Raw genomic sequence first — 20,008 nt, 5'->3', positions numbered from 1 at the left:
GGGTATGTAGGACCCAATTATTCTAAACGAAGAGGTGGAAAAAGTCTATGAAACAACTTAAAGGTCTTGCCGCCGCCAGCAGTCTGGCCCTAATGCTTGCTTTGGCCCCCGCTGCGTCAGGCTCCGCGTACGCGAATGCTCAGCAACCCGTACATGCAACGACTCAGCCGGAGTCCAAAGACCCCCATGTCAAACATCCGCACCCTCCGTTTCGCCATTTCCATGGCGGGCATATCGTCAAGGATACTGCAGAACTGCTAGGGATCGAGAGCAAAGTGGTGATCGAACAGCTCAAGCAAGGCAAATCTCTCCTTCAAGTCGCTCAAGCGACCAAAGGCTGGAGCGAGGAGGAGTACCTCAAAAAGCTCAATGAAAAAGCGGTACAAAATATTGACAAAGCTGTCGCGGAAGGCAAGCTAGAAGCTGAGAAGGCATCCAGGCTGAAAGAGGTATTGCCGGAAAAATTAAAAAAGATGATCACTCGCACTTGGAAAAGCAACAGTTCCGGGCATCCGACGATGGATTACCAGAACAACCAAATTCAATGGGTCCAACCTAAATAAAATCGGCCCCAATGTTATCACAAAAAACGGGAGGCCTCCTGTACCCAAGGATCCTCCCGTTATCTTATAATTATGGTTCCAAATTCCCGGAAACGAGTTAGTTTTCTTCAGTTACGGCCGGCGGCACCCTTTTTCCGCCTCCAACCGGCACCTCCAAAATATCAAGCAAGAACATAAAGATCGGAACGCCCACGATTAAACCCCAGACTCCAAAGAAATGCTCCGAAACGAGCAGAATCAAGAAGGTATAGAAGATAGGCAAATGCGTCTTGTTGGACATAAATTTTGGGTTTAGGAAGTATGTTTCCACCGCATGCACCACTGCGATCATGATCAGCACGTAGACAATTTTGATCAATCCGCCGATCTTAAACGCAATCGCACAAAGCGGGATGAGTGATATAATGACGCCCATGACCGGAATGAGCCCGAGAAGGAAGATCATGATGGCCAGCGCGATCAGATTCGGAAACCCGAAGATCCAGAGAAAGATAGTGGAAAGGATCGAATTCACCAGCGCGATCAAAAATTGAACCTCGATCACCTTACCGAAAGAATGGACGAATTTCTTTCCGAAATACTCCAGTTCCACAAACAGGCCGGACATCCGGCTTGCTTTGAATTTCGCGGTGAAGTTGGTGACTTTTTCTTTTTCCAGGAGGAAGAACAGACTTAGAACGATCGCTACAAACAGATTCAGGCTCCATTTGCCAATATCGGAAATCGTGCTGAGCAGGAAATTGAAGCCGCTGTCGATATAAGCGGACAGGTCTATGTCCTTAAGTGACTCGACCAGAAAATTCAAAATGAGATTGTCAGGCAAATTGCTTGGCGGATTGTCATAAAACGAGATTACCTGGTTTACCAGATCCGTCAATTCGGCGATGAAAACCGGAAGGTAATAATAAATGGCGGCCACCAGTAGTGTAATCATGATGACATAAATCAGGAGGATCGTAATACTTCGGTTAATTCGTACCACTTTGTCAACATTGCGCGTAATGAAATTGTGCAGACGGTTGATCAGGTACGTAAGAATAAAAGTAATCAGCACCATGTTAAGCATGCTTCGCGAATAGTACAGCACTAACACAACGAATAGCAGTGCGAGCACTCGCCGAAAACCCGGAATTTGAAACAGTTCTTTAAAAAACGTCATTATAAGCAACCTGCTCCCTTATGAGTAAACTTCGAAAAATAACCTATGGATTCATCTTAAGCGAGCACGAGCCTGAAAAGCAAGTCACCAGGCAACGTCCACTTTATAATACATTGATTTTTTTCTATGGAAAGAAACATCCCTCACCTTTACCGCAACACAGCTTCACAGTTTTCGCGCTTGAGTGTAAGTTATTGCCAATTTGATTGTCTCAGCATATAATCTCGAATAAATTACGTAATGCATGATTCTAAGGACTATGACGGAGAAAAGTAAGCGAATGCGTCCAAACAGGGACGGTGGTGCCGGAGACTGAGAGCACCCCGCTGGAGCCGCGTCGCCGAAGTTCGCTCCCGAGTCGATTCCTGAACGCTGTTTACCGGCAGTAGGGAACTCCGGCCGCACACCGTTATCCGTGTCCAAGCTGAGAAACTGTAAGGTTGTCTAACAAGGGTGGTACCGCGGAGAAATCCGTCCCTTGATAGGCAGCCTTTTCTGTTTTTTCAAGCGCAAAATGATAAGGAGTGAAGCGGATTATGAGTCACACATTGGAAGAATTACGGGAAAAGCTGAACGGTATCAATCACGAATTGCTTATGCTGCTGAATGAACGGGCCGAGATCGTCCGGTCGATCGGTGAAATCAAAGAGAAGCAAGGGGTTCCGAAATTCGATCCTGTACGGGAAAGAGCCATGCTTGAGGAGTTGACCCGGAAAAATCCAGGTCCTTTCAAGGATGCGGAGGTCAAACACATTTTCAAGGAAATCTTCAAAGCCTCGCTCAATCTTCAGGAAGAAGACCATAAACGCCAACTGCTCGTAAGCCGCAAAAAACAGCCTGAAAGCACGGTCATCGATGTTCAAGGAACCCTGATTGGCGGCGGCTCCCAAGTTATGATCGCGGGACCTTGTTCCGTGGAATCTTATGAACAATTGAGAACTGTCGCTTCCGCCTTAAAGGATGCTGGCATTAAAGTAATGAGGGGCGGCGCTTTCAAGCCGAGAACCTCCCCTTATGATTTCCAAGGTCTTGGCATAGAAGGTTTGAAAATGCTTAAAGAGGTTGCTGATGAATTCGGGCTGGCTACAATCAGTGAAATTGTCCACCCCGCACATATCGAGCTTGCCGAACAATACATCGACATCATTCAGATCGGCGCCAGAAATATGCAGAATTTCGAGCTGTTAAAAGCCGCGGGCGAAGCAAACATCCCCGTATTACTGAAAAGAGGAATCGCAGCAACGCTGGAGGAGTTCGTTCACGCCGCGGAATATATCGCGGTAGGCGGAAATTCGAAGGTCATGCTCATTGAACGCGGTATCCGCACTTATGAGAAGTGGACACGTAACACACTCGATATTTCCGCGGTTCCGCTACTGAAACAGGAAACCCATCTGCCGGTACTCGTAGATGTGAGCCATTCCACGGGACGCAAAGACATTTTGCTCCCTTGCGCGAAAGCGGCGCTTGCCGCAGGTGCGGACGGAATTATGGCCGAGGTGCATCCGGACCCGCAAACCGCTTTATCCGACGCAGCCCAGCAGCTCGATATTCCGCAATTCCAACAGCTGTGGGAAGGAATTCTACAGTCCGGTCTGTTCGCGAAATAGCTGAAACTCTAAGCCAGAGGAATCAATACAGGCTGCACGCAAACCGGCTTGGAGACGGTTTCCGTACGTCCGGTAAACTGCAATCGACCGCTTTCCCGGTCCACCTTGAACAGAACAAGGTTGTCGGAATCGCGATTGGCAGCCACCAGGTAATCGCCAGCCGGTGTCAAAGCGAAATGACGGGGATGCCCGCCTTCGGTAGACACATGCTCCACCAAGGACAACTTGCCGCTCTCCGGGTCGATGCTGAATTGAACGATGCTGTCATGCCCGCGGTTCGAGCCGTAGAGATATCGACCGTCATTAGACACGGCGATTTCCGCGGTCGTATTCTCGCCTTCATAATTTTCCGGCAACGTCGACAGTGTTTCCAAAGGCGTCAATTCTCCGCTCTCCGCGTCATACTTGTATGCTGTAATCGAATTTCCGACTTCATTGATGGAATAGACGTACTTTCCGCCGGGATGAAAAGCGAGATGACGCGGACCGGAACCCGGAGGCGTCTGAGCATCGGATACCGGCTTCAGCGTTCCTGCTTCTTGATCGACAGCATAAGTGCGTACCAGATCCAGGCCCAGGTCGGCGACAAGCATAAACCGGCCGTCCGGACTGAAACGCGCGGAATGGGGGTGTGGGCGATCCTGTCTTACAGGGTCCGCTCCATGCCCTTCATGCTGTTGCTCATCGGACAGTTCCAGCAAACGGCCGTCGGCTGCCAGTTTGACCAACCCTACGTTACCTCCGTGATATCCGGATACGGCAACGAATTTGCCGGCATCATCTTTTTGTATATGTGAGGTCGAAGGCTGAATGGTTCTTATCCGGTTAAGTTCCGACAGCATTCCCGTTTCAGATGCAATACTAAACGCAACCGCCTCGCCGGTTCTTTCCCCACCCTCCGTTTTGCCTTCCGAAATGGCATAAACTTTACGGTTCTCGGCATTCACACATACGAAGGTTGGATTCTTCATGCCGGATACAGCGTCCAGACGGCGGAACTGTTCCGTTTCCACATCCAATTCATATACATAAACTCCGGGATCTGCCGCCTCGGCATAGGAACCGACGAACAACAGCAGGCGTTCTTTGATTTGTGACAAGATAAACTGCCTCCTTAAATTTATTTCTCCCTTTATTTTTCCGCAATTCTACGCAAAAGTCCAGCTTGTCCTCCCTAAACTTCTTAAAAATTTAAACAGTTCCCCCTACACAAACCCGTAAAAATATGGTATACTGCAAGCGCTTCCACAACATCTTCTAAAGGGGGAATTTGGAATGATGAATGTCGGACCGGAGAAGAAAGATGTATATGAGGACCTTAATCCGCACGATACTTATTTCTTCAAAATCGGGGCTCACGGATTGGTTTGTTTTCACGGTAGAAATTACAGTATAAAACAGAGACTCACTGCCGAGCAAACATCCAAGCTCGTATCGGACTCCTCGTTTTACCGCATCAGCACCAACTGTTATGTCAATCTGTTTAAAATTTCGGAAATCCGGGACAATGTAGTGATGTTCCGCGATGAAACGCACGGTATCAAAACGATTCATGTTCCGAGAAGAAACCTGGAACAGATCAAGCGTCTCCTTCCGGACGCAGGAAGCCAAAGAGCTTCCGAAATCAATCAGGTCGTCTAACCGCCCTGACGCAAGAAAAGCAGCCGATTCCGCGGAATGGAATCGGCTGCTTTTTCTTTACTTAGGATTATTTCAAATAAAAGCGAGCCGTTTCTTCCCAAATTTCGCCGGGAGCCAAACCGAAGAGCCCGATTTCATCCGCAGGCAACTCCACCTTCGGAGCATTTACAAGATTGATTTGCGGCTCCGGACAGAAAAATCCTTTCGTTGCCCCATTGTTCCAAATCATCCACTGTTTATAGGAAGTTCCTACATCATAAACCAAAGTTACGCCAAGTTTCGTATCGGTCAATTCCATCCGGTTTCTTCCGTTTTGCGCAACTGCGGTGTAATGGTTATCCATTGGTGCATAGAACGGATACAACCCTTCTCCCTTCAGCTTCAACTCATCCTCGGTCAAAGGCTGGTACTTACCTGTCGGCAGCATACGGTCGCTAAGCTCCCAGCGTTCCCCGATCGTAAGCTTCACCTTGTAATCTTCCGCCAGGCTGCCTGGCGCAAACGGAGCGTTGACCGCCGTGTGGAAAGCCAGCAGACAAGGCATCTCCTTGTCACCGTCGTTCCGGACAAACAAATGCTGCGAAAGTCCGTTTTCGCTCAGTGCATATTTCAGTCTCACCGTGAATCGGAAAGGCAAATATTGATAAGCGGCATGCTGCTCATCCACCTTAGCTGCAACGGTTACATAGCTCTCTTGCTTCGTTTGCCCGAATTCTTCCACCTTCCACTCCGCCGTATGCAAGAAACCGTGCAAGTGGTTGCCCGTCGCCTCCTCATTTACCGGAAAACGATAAACTTCCCCTTTCCATGGAAACAACCCGTCTTCATACCGGTTGGGCGGAAATAGCACTGGAATCCCGTAAATGCCCGGGTTGCTTTTGAAATCCTCCATTTCCCCGTCCGCCGGCTCACGCAGAAAACGGTAACCGCTTTCGGTGTCACGGAAGGAAAGCAGATTTCCGCCGACCCCTGGGATCATAATCGCCTCATATTTTCCCGCCTGCAGAAAAACCGCGGCTTCTCCCTGAAAGTTTCCTTCGAATGCTTTAAATTGTGTCATGTCTCAAAATCTCCCTTCAGCCTATTCCATTCTCTCAACCTGGTAAGGATTATACAAAATGCAGGTTCAAAAGTCACCCTGCCCGGTCACATATTCTGCGGACTTCTGACAAACGCAGGTTGCGGGAAGTTCGGGGGAATTTTAATTTCCATACATAAAAATCTCTTACTTTTACATACTCAGAATAAGCGGTCCGGCGGCGATAGACTTTTTATAAGGCCAAGGACCTGTAACCAAATGATTGGGGTGCGATAGATCATGCGCAGTAAGATGTCAAATAGGGCCATGCTTATTATATTGTCAGGCATGATATTGGCCTCCTTAACGGCTTGCGGGGGTAATAATAACGGACCATCCGCGAAATCAGTTCCTTCCTCTGAGAATCCCATCATCCGCTCCGACGGCCGCGGAGATCAGGCAAATACTTCGTGGGTGCCTTTAAGCCAGGTTGCCGAGTCACTTGGTTTGCGTCTGCGGGAAAGCGACAATATGGTCCAGATGGGATATACGGATGTCATGTTTCAAGTCCAGCCCAGTCAAAGGCACGCCGTATCTTTCGGCAAACAAATTTCCCTCTCCCAAGCACCGATTACGCAAAACGGACAAGTCTGTCTGACCGAAGAAGCGCTGGGAGATCTCCTTCAAACCGATGTACGATATGACAAACGGACAGGTAATCTCCATATCGGCCAAATGAAGGATGACGGCGGAGCCTCGGACAGCAACCCGCAGCAAAAGGGTCTGCAGCGCATGGGCATCCTCAGCCTGGCCGGAAACCGGGACGAGCTTGTATCCTACGCGAAGCAGTTTATGGGTGTACCTTACGATTTCGGAGCTTCCACCTATGAGCAATCCAAAGCTTTCGACTGCTCCTCTTTTACACGTCATGTATTCAAAAGGTTCGGGATCAGTCTGCCTCGTCTCGCCCGGGATCAGGCAAGGCTGGGGACTCCCGTTGAAAGATCCAATCTGCAGACCGGTGATCTGATCTTCTTTACGGTTCCGGGCCGGTTCGCAAACGATAAAATTCCCGGACATGTCGGCATTTATATCGGAAACGGGAAAATGATCCATACCTGGGGCGACCCCGGCGTGGAAATCAGCTCGATCGACACCGGATACTGGCATGACGCCATTCTATCCATGCGCCGCGTTCAACAATAAGCAAACGTGTGCCAACATCAGCCGTCATGGGACCCGAGTGTCTCCTGGCGGCTTCCCTATTTCGCGTCCCTGCTGTCCTTCCGAATCCTCTATTTTCTTTCCTTCGAATTACAAAGTATAATGAATGATAGAGTACACATAACTAGAGGAGATTAGTGATGGACGATTTGAAACAAGCTTATGAACTGTTGGGACTTCCCGAGAACGCTTCCAGAGAGGAAGTAGAGAAGGCTTTTGAGATTCTGCTTAGAAAATCCCGCTCCCGGCAAGTGAATAACCCGGCCGATGGAGAATCCGGAGATAGCGAGTATGAACTCAAATTCAAAGCTTATAAAATGATCGTGGAGCATGAAGGTCGCAGCAAAATTAATGAGATGAGCCGGCAGCGTTATGATAAATGGGGAAGTTTTGCCGGTACCGCCGAGAAAATCGATGATTTCTTCAGGTTACATAAAACGAAGGTCATTATCGGAATTATCGCAGTCGCTGCGCTGATATTCGGAATCAACGCCTTTATCGACCACCGGGAAGAGCAAAAGAGGCTGGCTGCCCTGCCTCCGATCGATTTATCGATCATGTTTGTCGGTAATTATATGTCCGATCAGAGTCAAGGCGGCGACGAAGGGCTTGAGAAGGCCATGACTGCACAGTTTCCGGAATGGAAACGGCTGAAAGTCGTTCTTACCTATTTACCGTCGCAAGGAGAAGGCGGCGGAATGACCGATATAGCCTTCCAGCAGAAAGCTATGGCTGTTGTAGCAACCGAGAAGCCGGATGTTTATATTTTGGACGAGAATTCCTTCAACTGGCTGGGCGGAGGCGGCGCTCTGATGAATCTCGACTCCGTAGCAAATGGTGTGCTTAAGCCGCTCTTAAAAGAGGACAACCTCATCAAAGGACGCGAAGAAGAAGAAACCGAGGAACATATCTACGGCATCCGGGTTACCGACAGCCCTCTCGCCAAACAGCTGCCGCTAGCTATGCAGGATATGATCATCACCTTACGATACGAATCGGAGAACCAGGATAAAGCAATTCATTTCATTGAAAAGTATCTGGATCCGAATCATACGGATGCCGCTGAGTAATCGGCAGTACTTTAAATCCCGGCGCCATATAAGGCTCCGGGATTATTTAATTCTTGGTAACTGCGGGTGCAAAATAAGGAATTGATTTACGGAGACACTTCTACTACAATAGGGTTATAAACGCGCGTTTATAAGAAAGAGGGGAGCCTTTATGCGCAGCGAAGATATTGCCAAGTTGGCTGGGGTATCCCGCAGTACCGTATCCCGCGTCATCAACAACTATTCCAACGTTCCCGAAGCGACACGGGCCAAGGTCCTGCGAGTCATTGAGCAGTACCAATACGAACCCAACAGCTTTGCCAGAGCGCTGGCCGGCAAGCGGACCGATACGATCGGGCTGTTCGCTATCAGTATGAACGAGAAGGAAAACGCGAGCCGCATTTACCAAAACAGCTACTTTGCCCCGATCGTCGATCTCGTCGTCGATACGGCGAACGCCCGTGGATTCTATGTACTTATCCATACCGTATACTCACCGGGCGATTTTCAAAAGATCAAGCAGGCTTTCCTGCAGAAGCGAATTGACGGCGGCATTCTCGTAGGAACGCAAAAGGACATTGAGCTCGTTAGCGAATTGGTCAGCCAGGAGTCACCGCTCGTTCTTATCGACTACGATATCTCGGAAATTATGGCTGAACGCCTGAATAAGAATCATCTGGCGGTCATCAATTCCATGGATTACGAGGGAACGGTCGAAGCGATCGAATATCTGATTGAACTCGGTCACCGGGAAATCGGAATTATCAAGGGAAGAATGAACACCTTCTCCGGTCGGGAACGCTATATGGCCTACGAAAACACGCTGAAAAAGCATGGGCTGCCGATTATCGACGAATTCATTCTGGAAGGCGACTTTCTGAAGGAAACCGCCTACCGGGAAGCCTCAATACTGGCCGAGAGCGGCAGATTACCTTCCGCCCTGTTCAGCTCGAATGACGACATGGCGATATCGGCCATGGAAGCGTTTGCCGAGCATGGGATCAGCGTCCCCGACCATCTTTCCATGATCGGTTTCGATGATGTACAGCTCTCGGCCCGAATCACTCCCAAGCTGACTTCGGTCAAACTGCCGATCGACGATATGGCCAAAGCGGCTGTTGAGAAAGTGATCGGCCTCTGCAATGCTGAAGAACCAACCTTCAGCACGGTAAGTTTTCCCGCCCGACTCGTAATCAGGGATTCATGCAAACCGGCCGGGAATTAGACGCTGCTACAGCTGCGTAAACGCCTCACCTTATTGGCGAGGCGATCCTTTTCACTAAAATAAACGCGCGTTCACAATCGAAGGGAGAGACTTTATTCATGAAATTCGGACATTTTGACGACGTTCGCAAAGAATACGTGATTAACACGCCACAAACCCCTTATCCGTGGATTAACTATCTCGGTAACGAGCAATTTTTCGGACTGATCTCCAATACGGCCGGCGGCTACACTTTTTACCGGGATGCCCGCTTGCGCCGTTTGACCCGTTACCGCTACAACAATATCCCGCTGGATACCGGCGGCCGTTACTATTATTTGCGCGATCATGACAACGACGATTTCTGGACGCCAGGCTGGATGCCTGTAAAGCGCGACCTTGATTTCTACGAGTGCCGTCATGGTCTTGGCTATACTTCGATCACCGGGGAACGCGGCGGCATTTCCGTCAACCAGCTCGCCTTCATTCCGCTGGGCTACAATGGCGAAGTACACCGTTTGACGGTTAAAAATACAAGCTCGGCGACGAAGACGGTTTCCCTCTTCTCCTTTGCCGAGTTCTGTCTCTGGAATGCTCAAGACGACATGACCAACTTCCAGCGTAACCTCAGCACCGGTGAAGTGGAAGTTAAGGACTCCGTTATCTACCACAAAACCGAATACCGCGAACGCAGAAACCACTATGCCTTCTATTCCGTCAACCGGAACATCGACGGTTTCGATACGGATCGCGAATCGTTCGTCGGCCTCTATAACGGCCTACATGAACCGCAGGTCGTCGTAGCCGGCAAAGCAACCAACTCCGTCGCAAGCGGCTGGTCCCCGATCGGCTCGCATGAAGTCAAGCTGACCCTTGCACCGGGCGAAGAACAAAGCCTCGTCTTCATTCTTGGTTATGTTGAAGTTGCCGAAGAAGATAAATGGGAAGCTCCTAGCGTCATCAACAAGAAACCGGCGCAAGCGATGATCGAGAAGTTCGCTACCGACGCCGATGTGGATCGCGCAATGGAAGAGCTTGCTTCCTACTGGGAGAACTTGCTGTCCAAATACCAAATTAACAGCGGCGATGACAAGCTGAACCGGATGGTCAACATCTGGAACCCGTATCAATGTATGGTTACGTTCAACATGTCCCGTTCCGCTTCCTATTTCGAGTCCGGCATCGGCCGCGGCATGGGCTTCCGCGATTCGAACCAGGATTTGCTCGGCTTCGTGCATCAAATTCCGGAACGCGCCAGAGAACGGATTCTCGATATCGCCGCTACGCAATTTGAAGACGGTAGCGCATATCACCAATATCAACCGCTCACCAAAAAAGGCAACAACGAAGTCGGCAGCGGCTTTAATGACGATCCGTTGTGGCTGATTCTCGGAACAGCCGCTTATATTAAAGAAACCGGCGATGTCAGCATTCTGGACGAACAAGTTCCGTTCGACAGCAATCCGGACAACACCGCTACTCTGTTCGAGCATTTGAAACGCTCTTACTATCATGTTATTCACAACCTCGGACCTCACGGTTTGCCGCTCATCGGCCGTGCGGACTGGAACGACTGCCTCAACCTGAACTGCTTCTCCAAGGAACCGGGCGAATCGTTCCAAACCACCGAGAACATTGCAGGCGGTACGGCTGAATCCGTATTTATCGCAGGCCTGTTCGTCTATGTGAGCCCTGACTTTGCGGAAATCTGCCGGATGCGCGGCCTGGAAGACGAAGCTGCTGAAGCCGTTTCCCAAGCGGAGAAAATGAGCGCGATCACGCTCGAGCACGGTTTTGACGGCGACTGGTTCCTGCGCGCTTACGACCACTACGGCGAAAAAATCGGCAGCAAGGAAAACGAAGAAGGTCAAATCTTCATCGAGCCGCAAGGTATGTGCGTCATGGCCGGTATCGGCGTAGAAGAAGGTCTTGCCGCTAAGGCGATGACTTCCGTCAAGGAAAGACTCGACACGAAATACGGTATCGTGCTGCAGCAGCCTCCGTATTCCAAGTACTATCTGAACCTGGGTGAAATTTCTACGTATCCTCCGGGCTACAAAGAAAATGCCGGTATTTTCTGCCACAACAACCCATGGATCATGATCGGTGAAACTGTACTCGGCAATGGCGACAGAGCGTTTGAAGTTTATTCGAAAATCGCTCCGGCCTACCTGGAAGACATCAGTGAAGTTCACCGCATGGAACCATACGTTTATTCGCAAATGATCGCCGGTAAGGATGCGGTCCGCCACGGGGAAGCGAAAAACTCCTGGTTGACCGGTACGGCTGCCTGGAACTATGTAGCGATCACGCAAGCGATCCTCGGTATTCAAGCGGACTTCAACGGTCTGAAGGTTGAACCTTGTATCCCTACAGCATGGGACGGCTTTGAAATCACCCGCGTATTCCGCGGCGACACTTACGTGATCCAAATCAACAACCCGGATCATGTATCCAAAGGCGTGAAGAGCATGACGGTTGACGGCAATGCCGTAGAAGGCAACATTATTGCACCGTTCGGCGACGGCGGCGTCCATAAAGTTGTCGTAACGCTGGGCTAATTCACTCCACAGCCAATGACGAAACATGGCTTTGCCAGTATCTCGTGATTGGAGCAGTTAATTGCTTTGCCATAGGTAGAGCAACTTAAAGGGCCGGAATTATTGGGGATTTCCCAATGATTCCGGCCCTATCTTTTTTGAAACTGTGAGTTCATTGGAATATATCCAATGAAATTAAGCCTCTTCTTATCGACCCAGCGCTGTCGTTGGATTAAATCCAATGAAAGCCGGGGATTTGGCTGCTTTTGCGGGAAATTTGGACATCTGCGGCCGGGCCCCCGAATATTGGACACTTTAGGATCAAACCCTGGTTACACGCAGTTATACGGCAATTTTAAATGCAGTTACTTCGTTTTTCTCTAACTTTTCTATAAATTGAGCAGGGGAGTAGCCGTATAAACTCATGTGAATTCGGCGGTTATTATAGAAGTCCATGAATTGGTCAAGAACATCGAATGCTTCTTCAAAACTCATAAAGATATGGCATCTGAAACACTCTCGTTCCAAGATGCTGTGAAACGATTCAATATACGCATTTTTGTTTGGCGTTCGATTCGGTGTTCTTTCATGGATCAGCATTTCGTTGTTTTCAAAAAACGCTCTGAACTTGTGGCTCTTGAATTGCGGACCATTGTCGGTACGCACTACGAGTGGCGTTCCTTGCGTGTACACACTTCTTTTTAAAAGAGCCTTGTGCAGAGTAGTAAGCAAGTCTTCTGTCTTGGATTCCTTGCCACGGTACTGTCCAACTACGCTACGATCGTATACATCTATAATGCTTGCAGTGTAAAAATACCGCTCCAGGCCAGCGATGAAACCATACTTAATGTCCATTTGCCACAATTGGTTTGGACCTGTTACTTCCATGTTGTTCGCTAGTCTGCGCGGATAGGAGTGTTTGGGTTTTACAGGCTTGCCTAGGATACCAAGTTCTTTGCAGAGCCTGTACACCTTCTTTTTGTTAATCTTAAGGTTATGTTGCCGGCGTAAGGCGATGGTCAGCTTTCGGTATCCGTAGGTGTGTTCCTCGCCTTCCAACAGCTTTATAATCAGGCGTTTGATTCGTGTATCTGTCACTTTCTTCCCTTCAAAAGTATAGGAATATCCCGATACAGGACGGCCACCTTTAGGTGCTTGTTTAGGGCTCGTATGCTTGAGAGAATAGTAGTAAGTAGAATGCGGCACACCACAGATCCTAAGCACGGGACGCACCTTGTAGCCTTTCAGGATCCATTTTCGGGCCACTTGAATTGGATGTGTGGATACTTTTTTTTTACAAGTTCTCGCAGGATCGCTATCTCAAGTTCTTTCTCACCAAGAAGTTTAGCTGCCTGCTCATATTTCTGTTCCCATTCCTGGGCAGTCTGTGGATTAAGGTTATTCAGGTCTTTCTTCTTACCCATCGTTATCTCCACCTCATCTCGGTATTGTTTTACCCATTTGTATAAAGAGTAGGGGGAGATACCATGTTTTCGAGCGGTTAGTGCCACATTCCCCCGGTCCAGTGCTTCCTCGACGACCTGTATTCGCAGCTCATCGAACTTACTGTGCTGAACTCTCATTCGAACTACCTCCAGCTAATTTTTATTGTATATCGTTTAGCCTGAAAGTGTCCAAGGTGATTAGGGGGCTTTATAGTCTGATTGGAAATTATCCAGTCAAGCCTCACGAATTCCCCCTCCTTGGAGCCTCTCATTGGAATTTATCCAATGAAGGTGCCAAAGGTGCCTCCTTCAATTGTGACCTCTCTATAGCTATAGTCCAACCACAATAAAACAAGCTGAAGCCACAGGGTACCCGCCCTGCCCGCATTCAGCTTGTTTTATATACTCTTCAACTATACTAACTTAAGCCTTGGCCGGCTTCACTTCGACTTCCTTGCCTTGCCCTTCCCGGTTGATCTTCACTTTCCGGATGAAGAACGACAGGACAAAAGCGACGGCGGTAATACCCGTGGCAATGATAAATGCATAATCTATGCCGTAAATAGTCGCCTCATTCGTAAATTGAGCCATCAGATCCGCATTCGCGGGATCCTTAGGATTAATGCCCGCCGAAAGGACCAACTCCGTAATCCGATCCTTGGTCCGGGAAGACATGATCGATACCAGTAAGGCGGTACCCAGCGCACCGGCTATCGTTCGCAATGTATTGGACATAGCTGTGCCATGAGCATTTAGTCTCGCGGGAAGCTGATTCAACCCGGCGGTTTGAATCGGCATCATCAGCATGGACATGCCGAACATCCGGGCGGTGTACATCAGGATGAGATGGGTGTATGTCGTGCTGTCTGTGAGCCGGCTGAATTCCCAAGTAGTTACGATCGTGATGGCCAACCCGATGACCGCCAGCCAACGTGCGCCGATTCTGTCAAAGATGATCCCGGTAATCGGAGACATGATCCCCATCAAAATAGCCCCAGGCATCAGCAGCAATCCCGACTCAAGCGGAGAAAAGCCGCGGATCGTCTGCAAATAAATCGGAAGCAGAATCATCGCTGCGTACATCGCCATCGTTACCACGACATTAATTACCGTTGTCAGAGAGAACATATTGTACTTGAACACCCGGAACTCCAGCATCGGATGTTTGCTTGCCAACTGGCGCCAGAGGAACAGAACAAGCGCGACTACGCCCACAATCAGACTGACAACAACCTCCGTCGCCCCCCATCCCTCGCTGCCCGCCTCGCTGAAACCGTAAAGCACGCCGCCAAAGCCAAGCGTTGACAATACAATCGATAAGGAATCCAGCTTGGGACGGGATACTTCGGTTACATTCTTCATAAATATAAAGCCTAAAATTATGGACAGCACCGAAAACGGCAATACGATCCAGAACAGCATATTCCATGGATGATGCTCAATGATCCAGCCTGATAAGGTAGGGCCGACGGCAGGAGCAAAAATCATGGCAATCCCCATCGTCCCCATCGCTTGTCCGCGTTTTTCAATCGGGAAGATCGTTAAGAACACAACAGTCATCAGTGGCATGAGCACCCCCGCGCCTGCTGCCTGGATAAGACGTCCGATCAAAACCATGACAAAGCTGGACCCGATTCCGCACACCAGCGTACCTATCGCAAATAAGGTAGTTGCCGAGATAAATAGGGTGCGTGTTGTGAATCGTTCCATGAGATAGGCACTGACCGGAATCAGCACGCCGTTCACCAGCATAAACCCGGTAACCAGCCATTGAATGGTCGTCTCATTAACTTTTAAATCAATCATCATATGCGGTAATGCCACGTTCATCAAGGTCTGGTTCAAGATGGAGACAAACGCGCCAATAAGAAGCGCCATTACAATAGGCCATCGTTTGAATGTGGCCGATCCAGCATTTCCATGATTGTTCATTTTGATCTCCTTCTCTCAATATTTGAATCTTATAAAATTGATTTCATTCTCTAATATTTCAAATTCAAGGCATTAATGTATGTTTTATATAACTATGATCAGATCATGGAGTCAAGCAAGCAACAATCTGCCTAGTAACAGGTAATTTCACCAAACGAGAACATGGATATTCATTTCTTTTTTGTAAGCTTCGTTCAGCCTATTTCTTGATTCTAAATTTTTTTTGGTCCTATCCCCATTGCCCTGTCGATGTTATAATCATGGTAGATATATCCTAATTTACAAGGAGGGCATAATACCTATGTCATGGTTCAACAGACTTCCTCTTTCCAAGAAAATCTCCGCTGCTTGTTATCTTGTGGCCGCGCTTTTTGCCATTCCGGCATTGATCGTATTCACAATCGTCGGTAAGTTGCTTGTGGGGATCATCCTGATCGTAGTTCTGGGAGCGCTTACCTATCCGCTCACTCGTTATTTGCAAAATGCGCTGACAGGCTCTTTCGAGGATATCACCAATGCTTCGGCAAAAATTGCCAAAGGGGATTTCACCAGTCGAATCATGGAATCCGGGGGCATGGAAGACTTGAATCGCGCCTTCAATAGCATGGTGGACAAGCTTCGCAAAATTTTGCAGGAGACATCGGAAATTACGCGCAAGGTTATGGATTCAAGCCGCAGCATCGCGGACCGGAACCAGGAGCTCATCAGCGTCATGACCCAGGTAGGCCACTCCTCCAATGAGCTTGCTCTAGGGGCCAACGAAATCTCCGAAGACGTGAGCGGCATGAAAGATTCCATCGGCGAAATCGAACGCAAAGTGAGCAACTACACGGATTCCACTCGGGAAATGAGCAGCCGGTCCGTTGAAATGCTGAAGCTGGTGGAACAAGGCCGGGATTCCGTATCCATGCAGGCGGACGGCATGCGCAGAAATATTGAAGCGACCGAAAAAGTGGCCGATTCGATCGAAGCGCTTGCGAAAAACGCCCGGGGAATTACCAAGATTACGGCAACCATCTCGGAAATTGCCGAACAGACTAACCTTTTGTCGCTTAACGCTTCCATCGAAGCTGCTCGGGCCGGAGAACATGGTGCCGGATTTGCCGTAGTTGCCCAGGAAGTACGTAAATTGGCCGAGGAATCCACTTCCTCCACCAAAGAAGTTTTTAATCTCGTTCGCAGCATTGAACAAGACGTCAAACTTGCGGGCCAAAACATCAAAATCAATGAAGAAGTCGTTCGCCAGCAAAATGATATGATTCATGAAGCGGAACGGATTTTCCAAGAAATCGTGCAAAGCGTACAATATATTACGGAACAGATTTCCGCCTTCTCTAAAGAAAGCGAATCGATGCTGGAAAGCGCTCATAACATCTCCGCATCCATCCAGAACATTTCGGCAATTACTCAGCAGTCCGCTGCCGGTACGGAACAAGTATCCGCATCCATGAATGAGCAAATTACGTCGATCCAGGCCATGGCCGATGAAACGGAAGCTATGAAAAACGCGGTATTCCAGCTTCAAAAAACGATACATATCTTCAAGTTTTAAGTTTGTGTCACCGAAAGAGCCTCGTCCTGATTCCGCAGGACAAGGCTTTTTTTATTTGATATAGTAAAAAAACAGACTCGATGTTACTTGTGAAGTGTATAGGGGGCCCGTCAAAGTGACCACTGATTTGGAACAATATTATCATGAGAACAAGTCGAACCTGACCGCCTTGTCTTACCGGTTGACGGGATCCTGGGTCGAAGCCGAGGATATCGTTCAGGAGACATTTTTGGCAATGTTCGAAAATGCCGCCGGACTCGAACATATTCGCGCCCCGGGGTCTTATTTTAGGCGAGCGGTCGTAAACCGCAGTTTAAACGCTATACAATCCCCTAGATTGTCACGTGAAACTTACTTTGGTACTTGGCTTCCGGAGCCCGTTTTTCTGCAGACATCTCATGCGGCGGATGAACCCATACTTAGAGAGGAACAAATTTCGTATGCGTTTATGACCATGCTGGAACACCTTTCTCCCCAAGAGAGGGCCGTTTTTGTGCTGAGGGAGTCGTTTGGCATAGAATATGATGAAATCGCATCGATACTGGGGAAGAATGAAGCGGCATGCCGGAAGCTGTTAAGCCGGGCTCGTATGAAACTGGGACCGGTACAGCCGGAATCGCCGCCGAGCGATCAAATTGTCCCCGGCTGGGTTAGCGCCTTCCTGAAAGCAGCGCGTACAGGTGAGTTTGCTCCCCTGCTGGAGATGTTCAACGAAGACGCCGTGATGTGGAGCGATGGCGGAGGTAAAGTCCGCTCGGCTATTCATCCGATCATCTCGAGAAAACGGATCATCGCTTTCTGGTCCGGGATTACGAAAAAAGGCTCCATGGAGGGCGATTTGGTACCCACCTTGATCAATGGTCAAGAAGGGCTAGTCTTATATCGGAACGGGGTCGCTGTGAAAGTCATTCTAATTGAAGGGGATCACACAGGTCATATTGTGAATATCTACCTGATAACCAATCCGGACAAGCTAATCCACGTACCGGCAAAGAAATGACTGTGAGCTTCGGTCACAAAATCCTCTCTCCACCTGTCTATCTATTTGAAGACAAAAATATATCCAAGGTGGAGGAATGAATCATGAAAATGAGACTGAACCATTACACTGCAAATCCGGAAGTATACCGTGCTATGAGTCAACTGGAGCGCCATATCCGTGATAGCGGACTGGACCGGATTGTATACGAGTTGATCAAAATCCGGGCATCGCAGATTAATGGCTGTGCCTTTTGTCTCGATATGCATACGAATGAGCTGCGCAAGATGGGCGAAACAGAGCAAAGGATCGCCCTGGTAAGCGTCTGGAGAGAATCGCCGTGCTATACGGACAAGGAAAAGGCGGTTCTGGAGCTAACAGAAGCCGTAACCTTGATTTCAAAGGGCGGGGTGTCGGAAGAACTGTTTAACCGGATTTTGACGTTTTACACTGAAAAAGAAACGGTGGATCTGATTTTTGCGATCAATTTGATCAACAGCTGGAACCGAATCGCGATCACGACCGGCATGTTCCCAGGTTGCCTGGACAATGCCTGATAAGTCCAATCTATCATTCGAACAAAAAGAGCCCGGGGTAATGTAAACTGGTACCCATAGTTTGGACACTTTGAAAAAAGGTGTTCAGGCTGTGGGTACCTTTTTGTATACTGGAATAAGCATCGGGGGGGGATTGCATGAGCAAGAAGAGATTTACCGAAGAGGACCGTGAGGTCCTATCACAAAACAAGTACGTGGTGAATGTAAGTGCGAAGGCCATAACTTATTCAGATGAATTTAAGCAGCTTTTCATCGATCAAAATATGTTACAAAAAACGCCTAGGGAGATTTTTGAGGCCAATGGATTTGATGTAAATGTCATAGGGATGAGTCGTATAAAACAGTGTGCTGATCGTTGGCGGAGAGCGTATAAACGCGATGGAATCGTTGGCTTAACGGATTCTCGTAAAGGCAGCTCGGGGCGTCCCTTGCAGCGAGAACTGACGCAAGAGGAGGTCATTGCCAAGCAAGATGCTCGGATCAAACTCCTGGAGTCCCAACTTGAACTACTAAAAAAGCTAGACTCGAACGAAAGGTTGTTGGTAGCAAAAGGAATGAATCTGAGCAAAACTAAATTATTTGAGTTAATTGCAGAGGCCGTAGACCAAGGCCTTGGGCGTATGACTCGCTATCTTTGTAAACTCCTTAACGTATCTCGTTCGGGGTATTACAGCTATGTAAAGGCTGCAGACGCCCGCTTAGAACGTGCAAGACTCGACGTCGTGGCAGGTGGCTGGATTAAGAAAGCATTCTATTGGAGAGGGTTCAAAAAGGGGTCTCGCTCCATAAAGATGGTTCTTCAGAATGAATTTGGTATCACCTACAACCTAAAGAGAATCCGCCGGTTAATGAAAAAACTAAACCTGGTGTGTCCGCATAGAAAGCCGAACCCCTACAAACGTATGGCCAAAGCTACCCTGGAGCATCGAACTCTTCCTAACCAGTTACAGAGGAATTTCAAGAAGGGTATTCCGGGGTTCGTCTTGCTTACCGACATTACGTATCTTCCCTACAACCGTACGGAGGTAGGCTATTTGTCGACTATATTGGATGCTTCTACGGGGGAACTACTGGCACATCATCTATCAAAGCGAATTGATTTATCCATTGCCACTCAAACTATAGATAAACTCATGAAACAAAGACGTGTTAAATTACATAAAGAGGCTTTCATCCACTCAGATCAGGGAAGCCATTATACAAGCCCCACGTACCAAAAGCTATTGAAGCAGAAAGGTTTAGGTCAGTCCATGTCCAGACGAGGAAACTGTTGGGACAACGCCCCGCAGGAGTCATTTTTTGGCCACATGAAAGACCATGTAGATAGTCGAGGTTGCATCACTTTTGAAGAGTTGCAAGACGAAATTGACCGCTATATTCAATATTACAACCATCACAGGTATCAATGGGGATTAAAAAAGATGACCCCTGTTCAGTACAGGAATCATCTATTGTCTGTTGCCTAAGCCTTCTCTTTTTTAAGTGTCCTTGACAAGGGTACCAGTTTAATGGCCCCAGGCTCTTTCTTTTATGAA

Annotated in this window: 17 protein-coding genes; 11 read left to right on the top strand and 6 right to left on the bottom strand. The window is 48.5% G+C overall.

Features of this window, described 5'->3' with window-relative positions; genetic code table 11:
* Window positions 1–47: 47 nt before the first annotated feature.
* Window positions 48–563, top strand: a complete 516-nt coding sequence (locus NYE70_RS02370; protein ID WP_341044907.1) for a hypothetical protein — start codon at window positions 48–50, stop codon at window positions 561–563.
* 97 nt (window positions 564–660) lie between these two features.
* On the opposite strand, the gene NYE70_RS02365 is transcribed toward NYE70_RS02370, so the two are convergent.
* Window positions 661–1,722: an AI-2E family transporter gene (locus NYE70_RS02365; protein ID WP_211021290.1), complete on the bottom strand. Its 1,062-nt coding sequence runs from the start codon at window positions 1,720–1,722 to the stop codon at window positions 661–663.
* A 536-nt stretch (window positions 1,723–2,258) separates the two neighbouring features.
* Between NYE70_RS02365 and NYE70_RS02360 the strand changes: the two genes are divergently transcribed.
* A complete protein-coding gene (locus NYE70_RS02360; protein WP_211021289.1) occupies window positions 2,259–3,332 on the top strand; it encodes a bifunctional 3-deoxy-7-phosphoheptulonate synthase/chorismate mutase in 1,074 nt (357 codons plus the stop codon).
* A gap of 8 nt (window positions 3,333–3,340) precedes the next feature.
* Here NYE70_RS02360 and NYE70_RS02355 read toward each other — a convergent pair whose 3' ends face one another.
* The gene (locus tag NYE70_RS02355) at window positions 3,341–4,432 is read right to left on the bottom strand and encodes a lactonase family protein (RefSeq protein WP_341044906.1); all 1,092 of its coding nucleotides are present in this window, start codon (window positions 4,430–4,432) and stop codon (window positions 3,341–3,343) included.
* Between the two features lie 175 nt (window positions 4,433–4,607).
* On the opposite strand from NYE70_RS02355, the gene NYE70_RS02350 reads away from it, so the two are divergent.
* Window positions 4,608–4,973, top strand: a complete 366-nt coding sequence (locus NYE70_RS02350) for a LytTR family transcriptional regulator DNA-binding domain-containing protein (protein WP_211021287.1) — start codon at window positions 4,608–4,610, stop codon at window positions 4,971–4,973.
* Between the two features lie 67 nt (window positions 4,974–5,040).
* Here the strand turns inward: NYE70_RS02350 and NYE70_RS02345 are convergent, their stop codons facing one another.
* Window positions 5,041–6,033, bottom strand: a complete 993-nt coding sequence (locus tag NYE70_RS02345; RefSeq protein WP_341044905.1) for an aldose 1-epimerase — start codon at window positions 6,031–6,033, stop codon at window positions 5,041–5,043.
* Window positions 6,034–6,318: 285 nt separating this feature from the next.
* Between NYE70_RS02345 and NYE70_RS02340 the strand changes: the two genes are divergently transcribed.
* The 4 genes from NYE70_RS02340 to NYE70_RS02325 all read left to right on the top strand — a co-directional run bounded on the left by NYE70_RS02340 (window position 6,319) and on the right by NYE70_RS02325 (window position 12,029).
* A complete protein-coding gene (locus NYE70_RS02340) occupies window positions 6,319–7,197 on the top strand; it encodes a C40 family peptidase (RefSeq protein ID WP_341044904.1) in 879 nt (292 codons plus the stop codon).
* Window positions 7,198–7,355: 158 nt separating this feature from the next.
* Entirely contained in the window at window positions 7,356–8,285 is a 930-nt protein-coding gene (locus tag NYE70_RS02335) for a molecular chaperone DnaJ (protein WP_290405821.1), read from the top strand.
* A gap of 151 nt (window positions 8,286–8,436) precedes the next feature.
* A complete protein-coding gene (locus NYE70_RS02330) occupies window positions 8,437–9,489 on the top strand; it encodes a LacI family DNA-binding transcriptional regulator (RefSeq protein ID WP_341044903.1) in 1,053 nt (350 codons plus the stop codon).
* 98 nt (window positions 9,490–9,587) lie between these two features.
* Entirely contained in the window at window positions 9,588–12,029 is a 2,442-nt protein-coding gene (locus NYE70_RS02325; protein ID WP_213654080.1) for a GH36-type glycosyl hydrolase domain-containing protein, read from the top strand.
* Window positions 12,030–12,350: 321 nt separating this feature from the next.
* On the opposite strand, the gene NYE70_RS02320 is transcribed toward NYE70_RS02325, so the two are convergent.
* The 3 genes from NYE70_RS02320 to NYE70_RS02310 all read right to left on the bottom strand — a co-directional run bounded on the left by NYE70_RS02320 (window position 12,351) and on the right by NYE70_RS02310 (window position 15,385).
* Window positions 12,351–13,241, bottom strand: a complete 891-nt coding sequence (locus NYE70_RS02320) for an IS3 family transposase (protein WP_341044902.1) — start codon at window positions 13,239–13,241, stop codon at window positions 12,351–12,353.
* Window positions 13,242–13,252: 11 nt separating this feature from the next.
* Window positions 13,253–13,591, bottom strand: coding sequence for a helix-turn-helix domain-containing protein (locus NYE70_RS02315; RefSeq protein ID WP_213653792.1), 339 nt, complete (start codon window positions 13,589–13,591; stop codon window positions 13,253–13,255).
* Between the two features lie 285 nt (window positions 13,592–13,876).
* Entirely contained in the window at window positions 13,877–15,385 is a 1,509-nt protein-coding gene (locus NYE70_RS02310) for a DHA2 family efflux MFS transporter permease subunit (RefSeq protein ID WP_341044901.1), read from the bottom strand.
* Window positions 15,386–15,686: 301 nt separating this feature from the next.
* Here NYE70_RS02310 and NYE70_RS02305 point away from each other — a divergent pair, with 301 nt between their 5' ends.
* The 4 genes from NYE70_RS02305 (at window position 15,687) to NYE70_RS02290 (ending at window position 19,939) form a co-directional block, all read left to right on the top strand.
* A complete protein-coding gene (locus tag NYE70_RS02305) occupies window positions 15,687–16,937 on the top strand; it encodes a methyl-accepting chemotaxis protein (RefSeq protein WP_290405819.1) in 1,251 nt (416 codons plus the stop codon).
* 115 nt (window positions 16,938–17,052) lie between these two features.
* Window positions 17,053–17,937, top strand: a complete 885-nt coding sequence (locus NYE70_RS02300) for a sigma-70 family RNA polymerase sigma factor (protein ID WP_341044900.1) — start codon at window positions 17,053–17,055, stop codon at window positions 17,935–17,937.
* A gap of 83 nt (window positions 17,938–18,020) precedes the next feature.
* Window positions 18,021–18,473, top strand: a complete 453-nt coding sequence (locus NYE70_RS02295; protein ID WP_290405817.1) for a carboxymuconolactone decarboxylase family protein — start codon at window positions 18,021–18,023, stop codon at window positions 18,471–18,473.
* Between the two features lie 137 nt (window positions 18,474–18,610).
* The gene (locus NYE70_RS02290) at window positions 18,611–19,939 is read left to right on the top strand and encodes an IS3 family transposase (protein ID WP_211026252.1); all 1,329 of its coding nucleotides are present in this window, start codon (window positions 18,611–18,613) and stop codon (window positions 19,937–19,939) included.
* Window positions 19,940–20,008: the final 69 nt, after the last annotated feature.

This window comes from Paenibacillus sp. FSL R5-0407, assembly GCF_038009185.1.
GTDB lineage: Bacteria > Bacillota > Bacilli > Paenibacillales > Paenibacillaceae > Fontibacillus > Fontibacillus vini.
The sequence above is the reverse complement of the archived record's forward strand: the minus strand, read 5'-3'. Positions and strand labels throughout refer to the sequence as shown.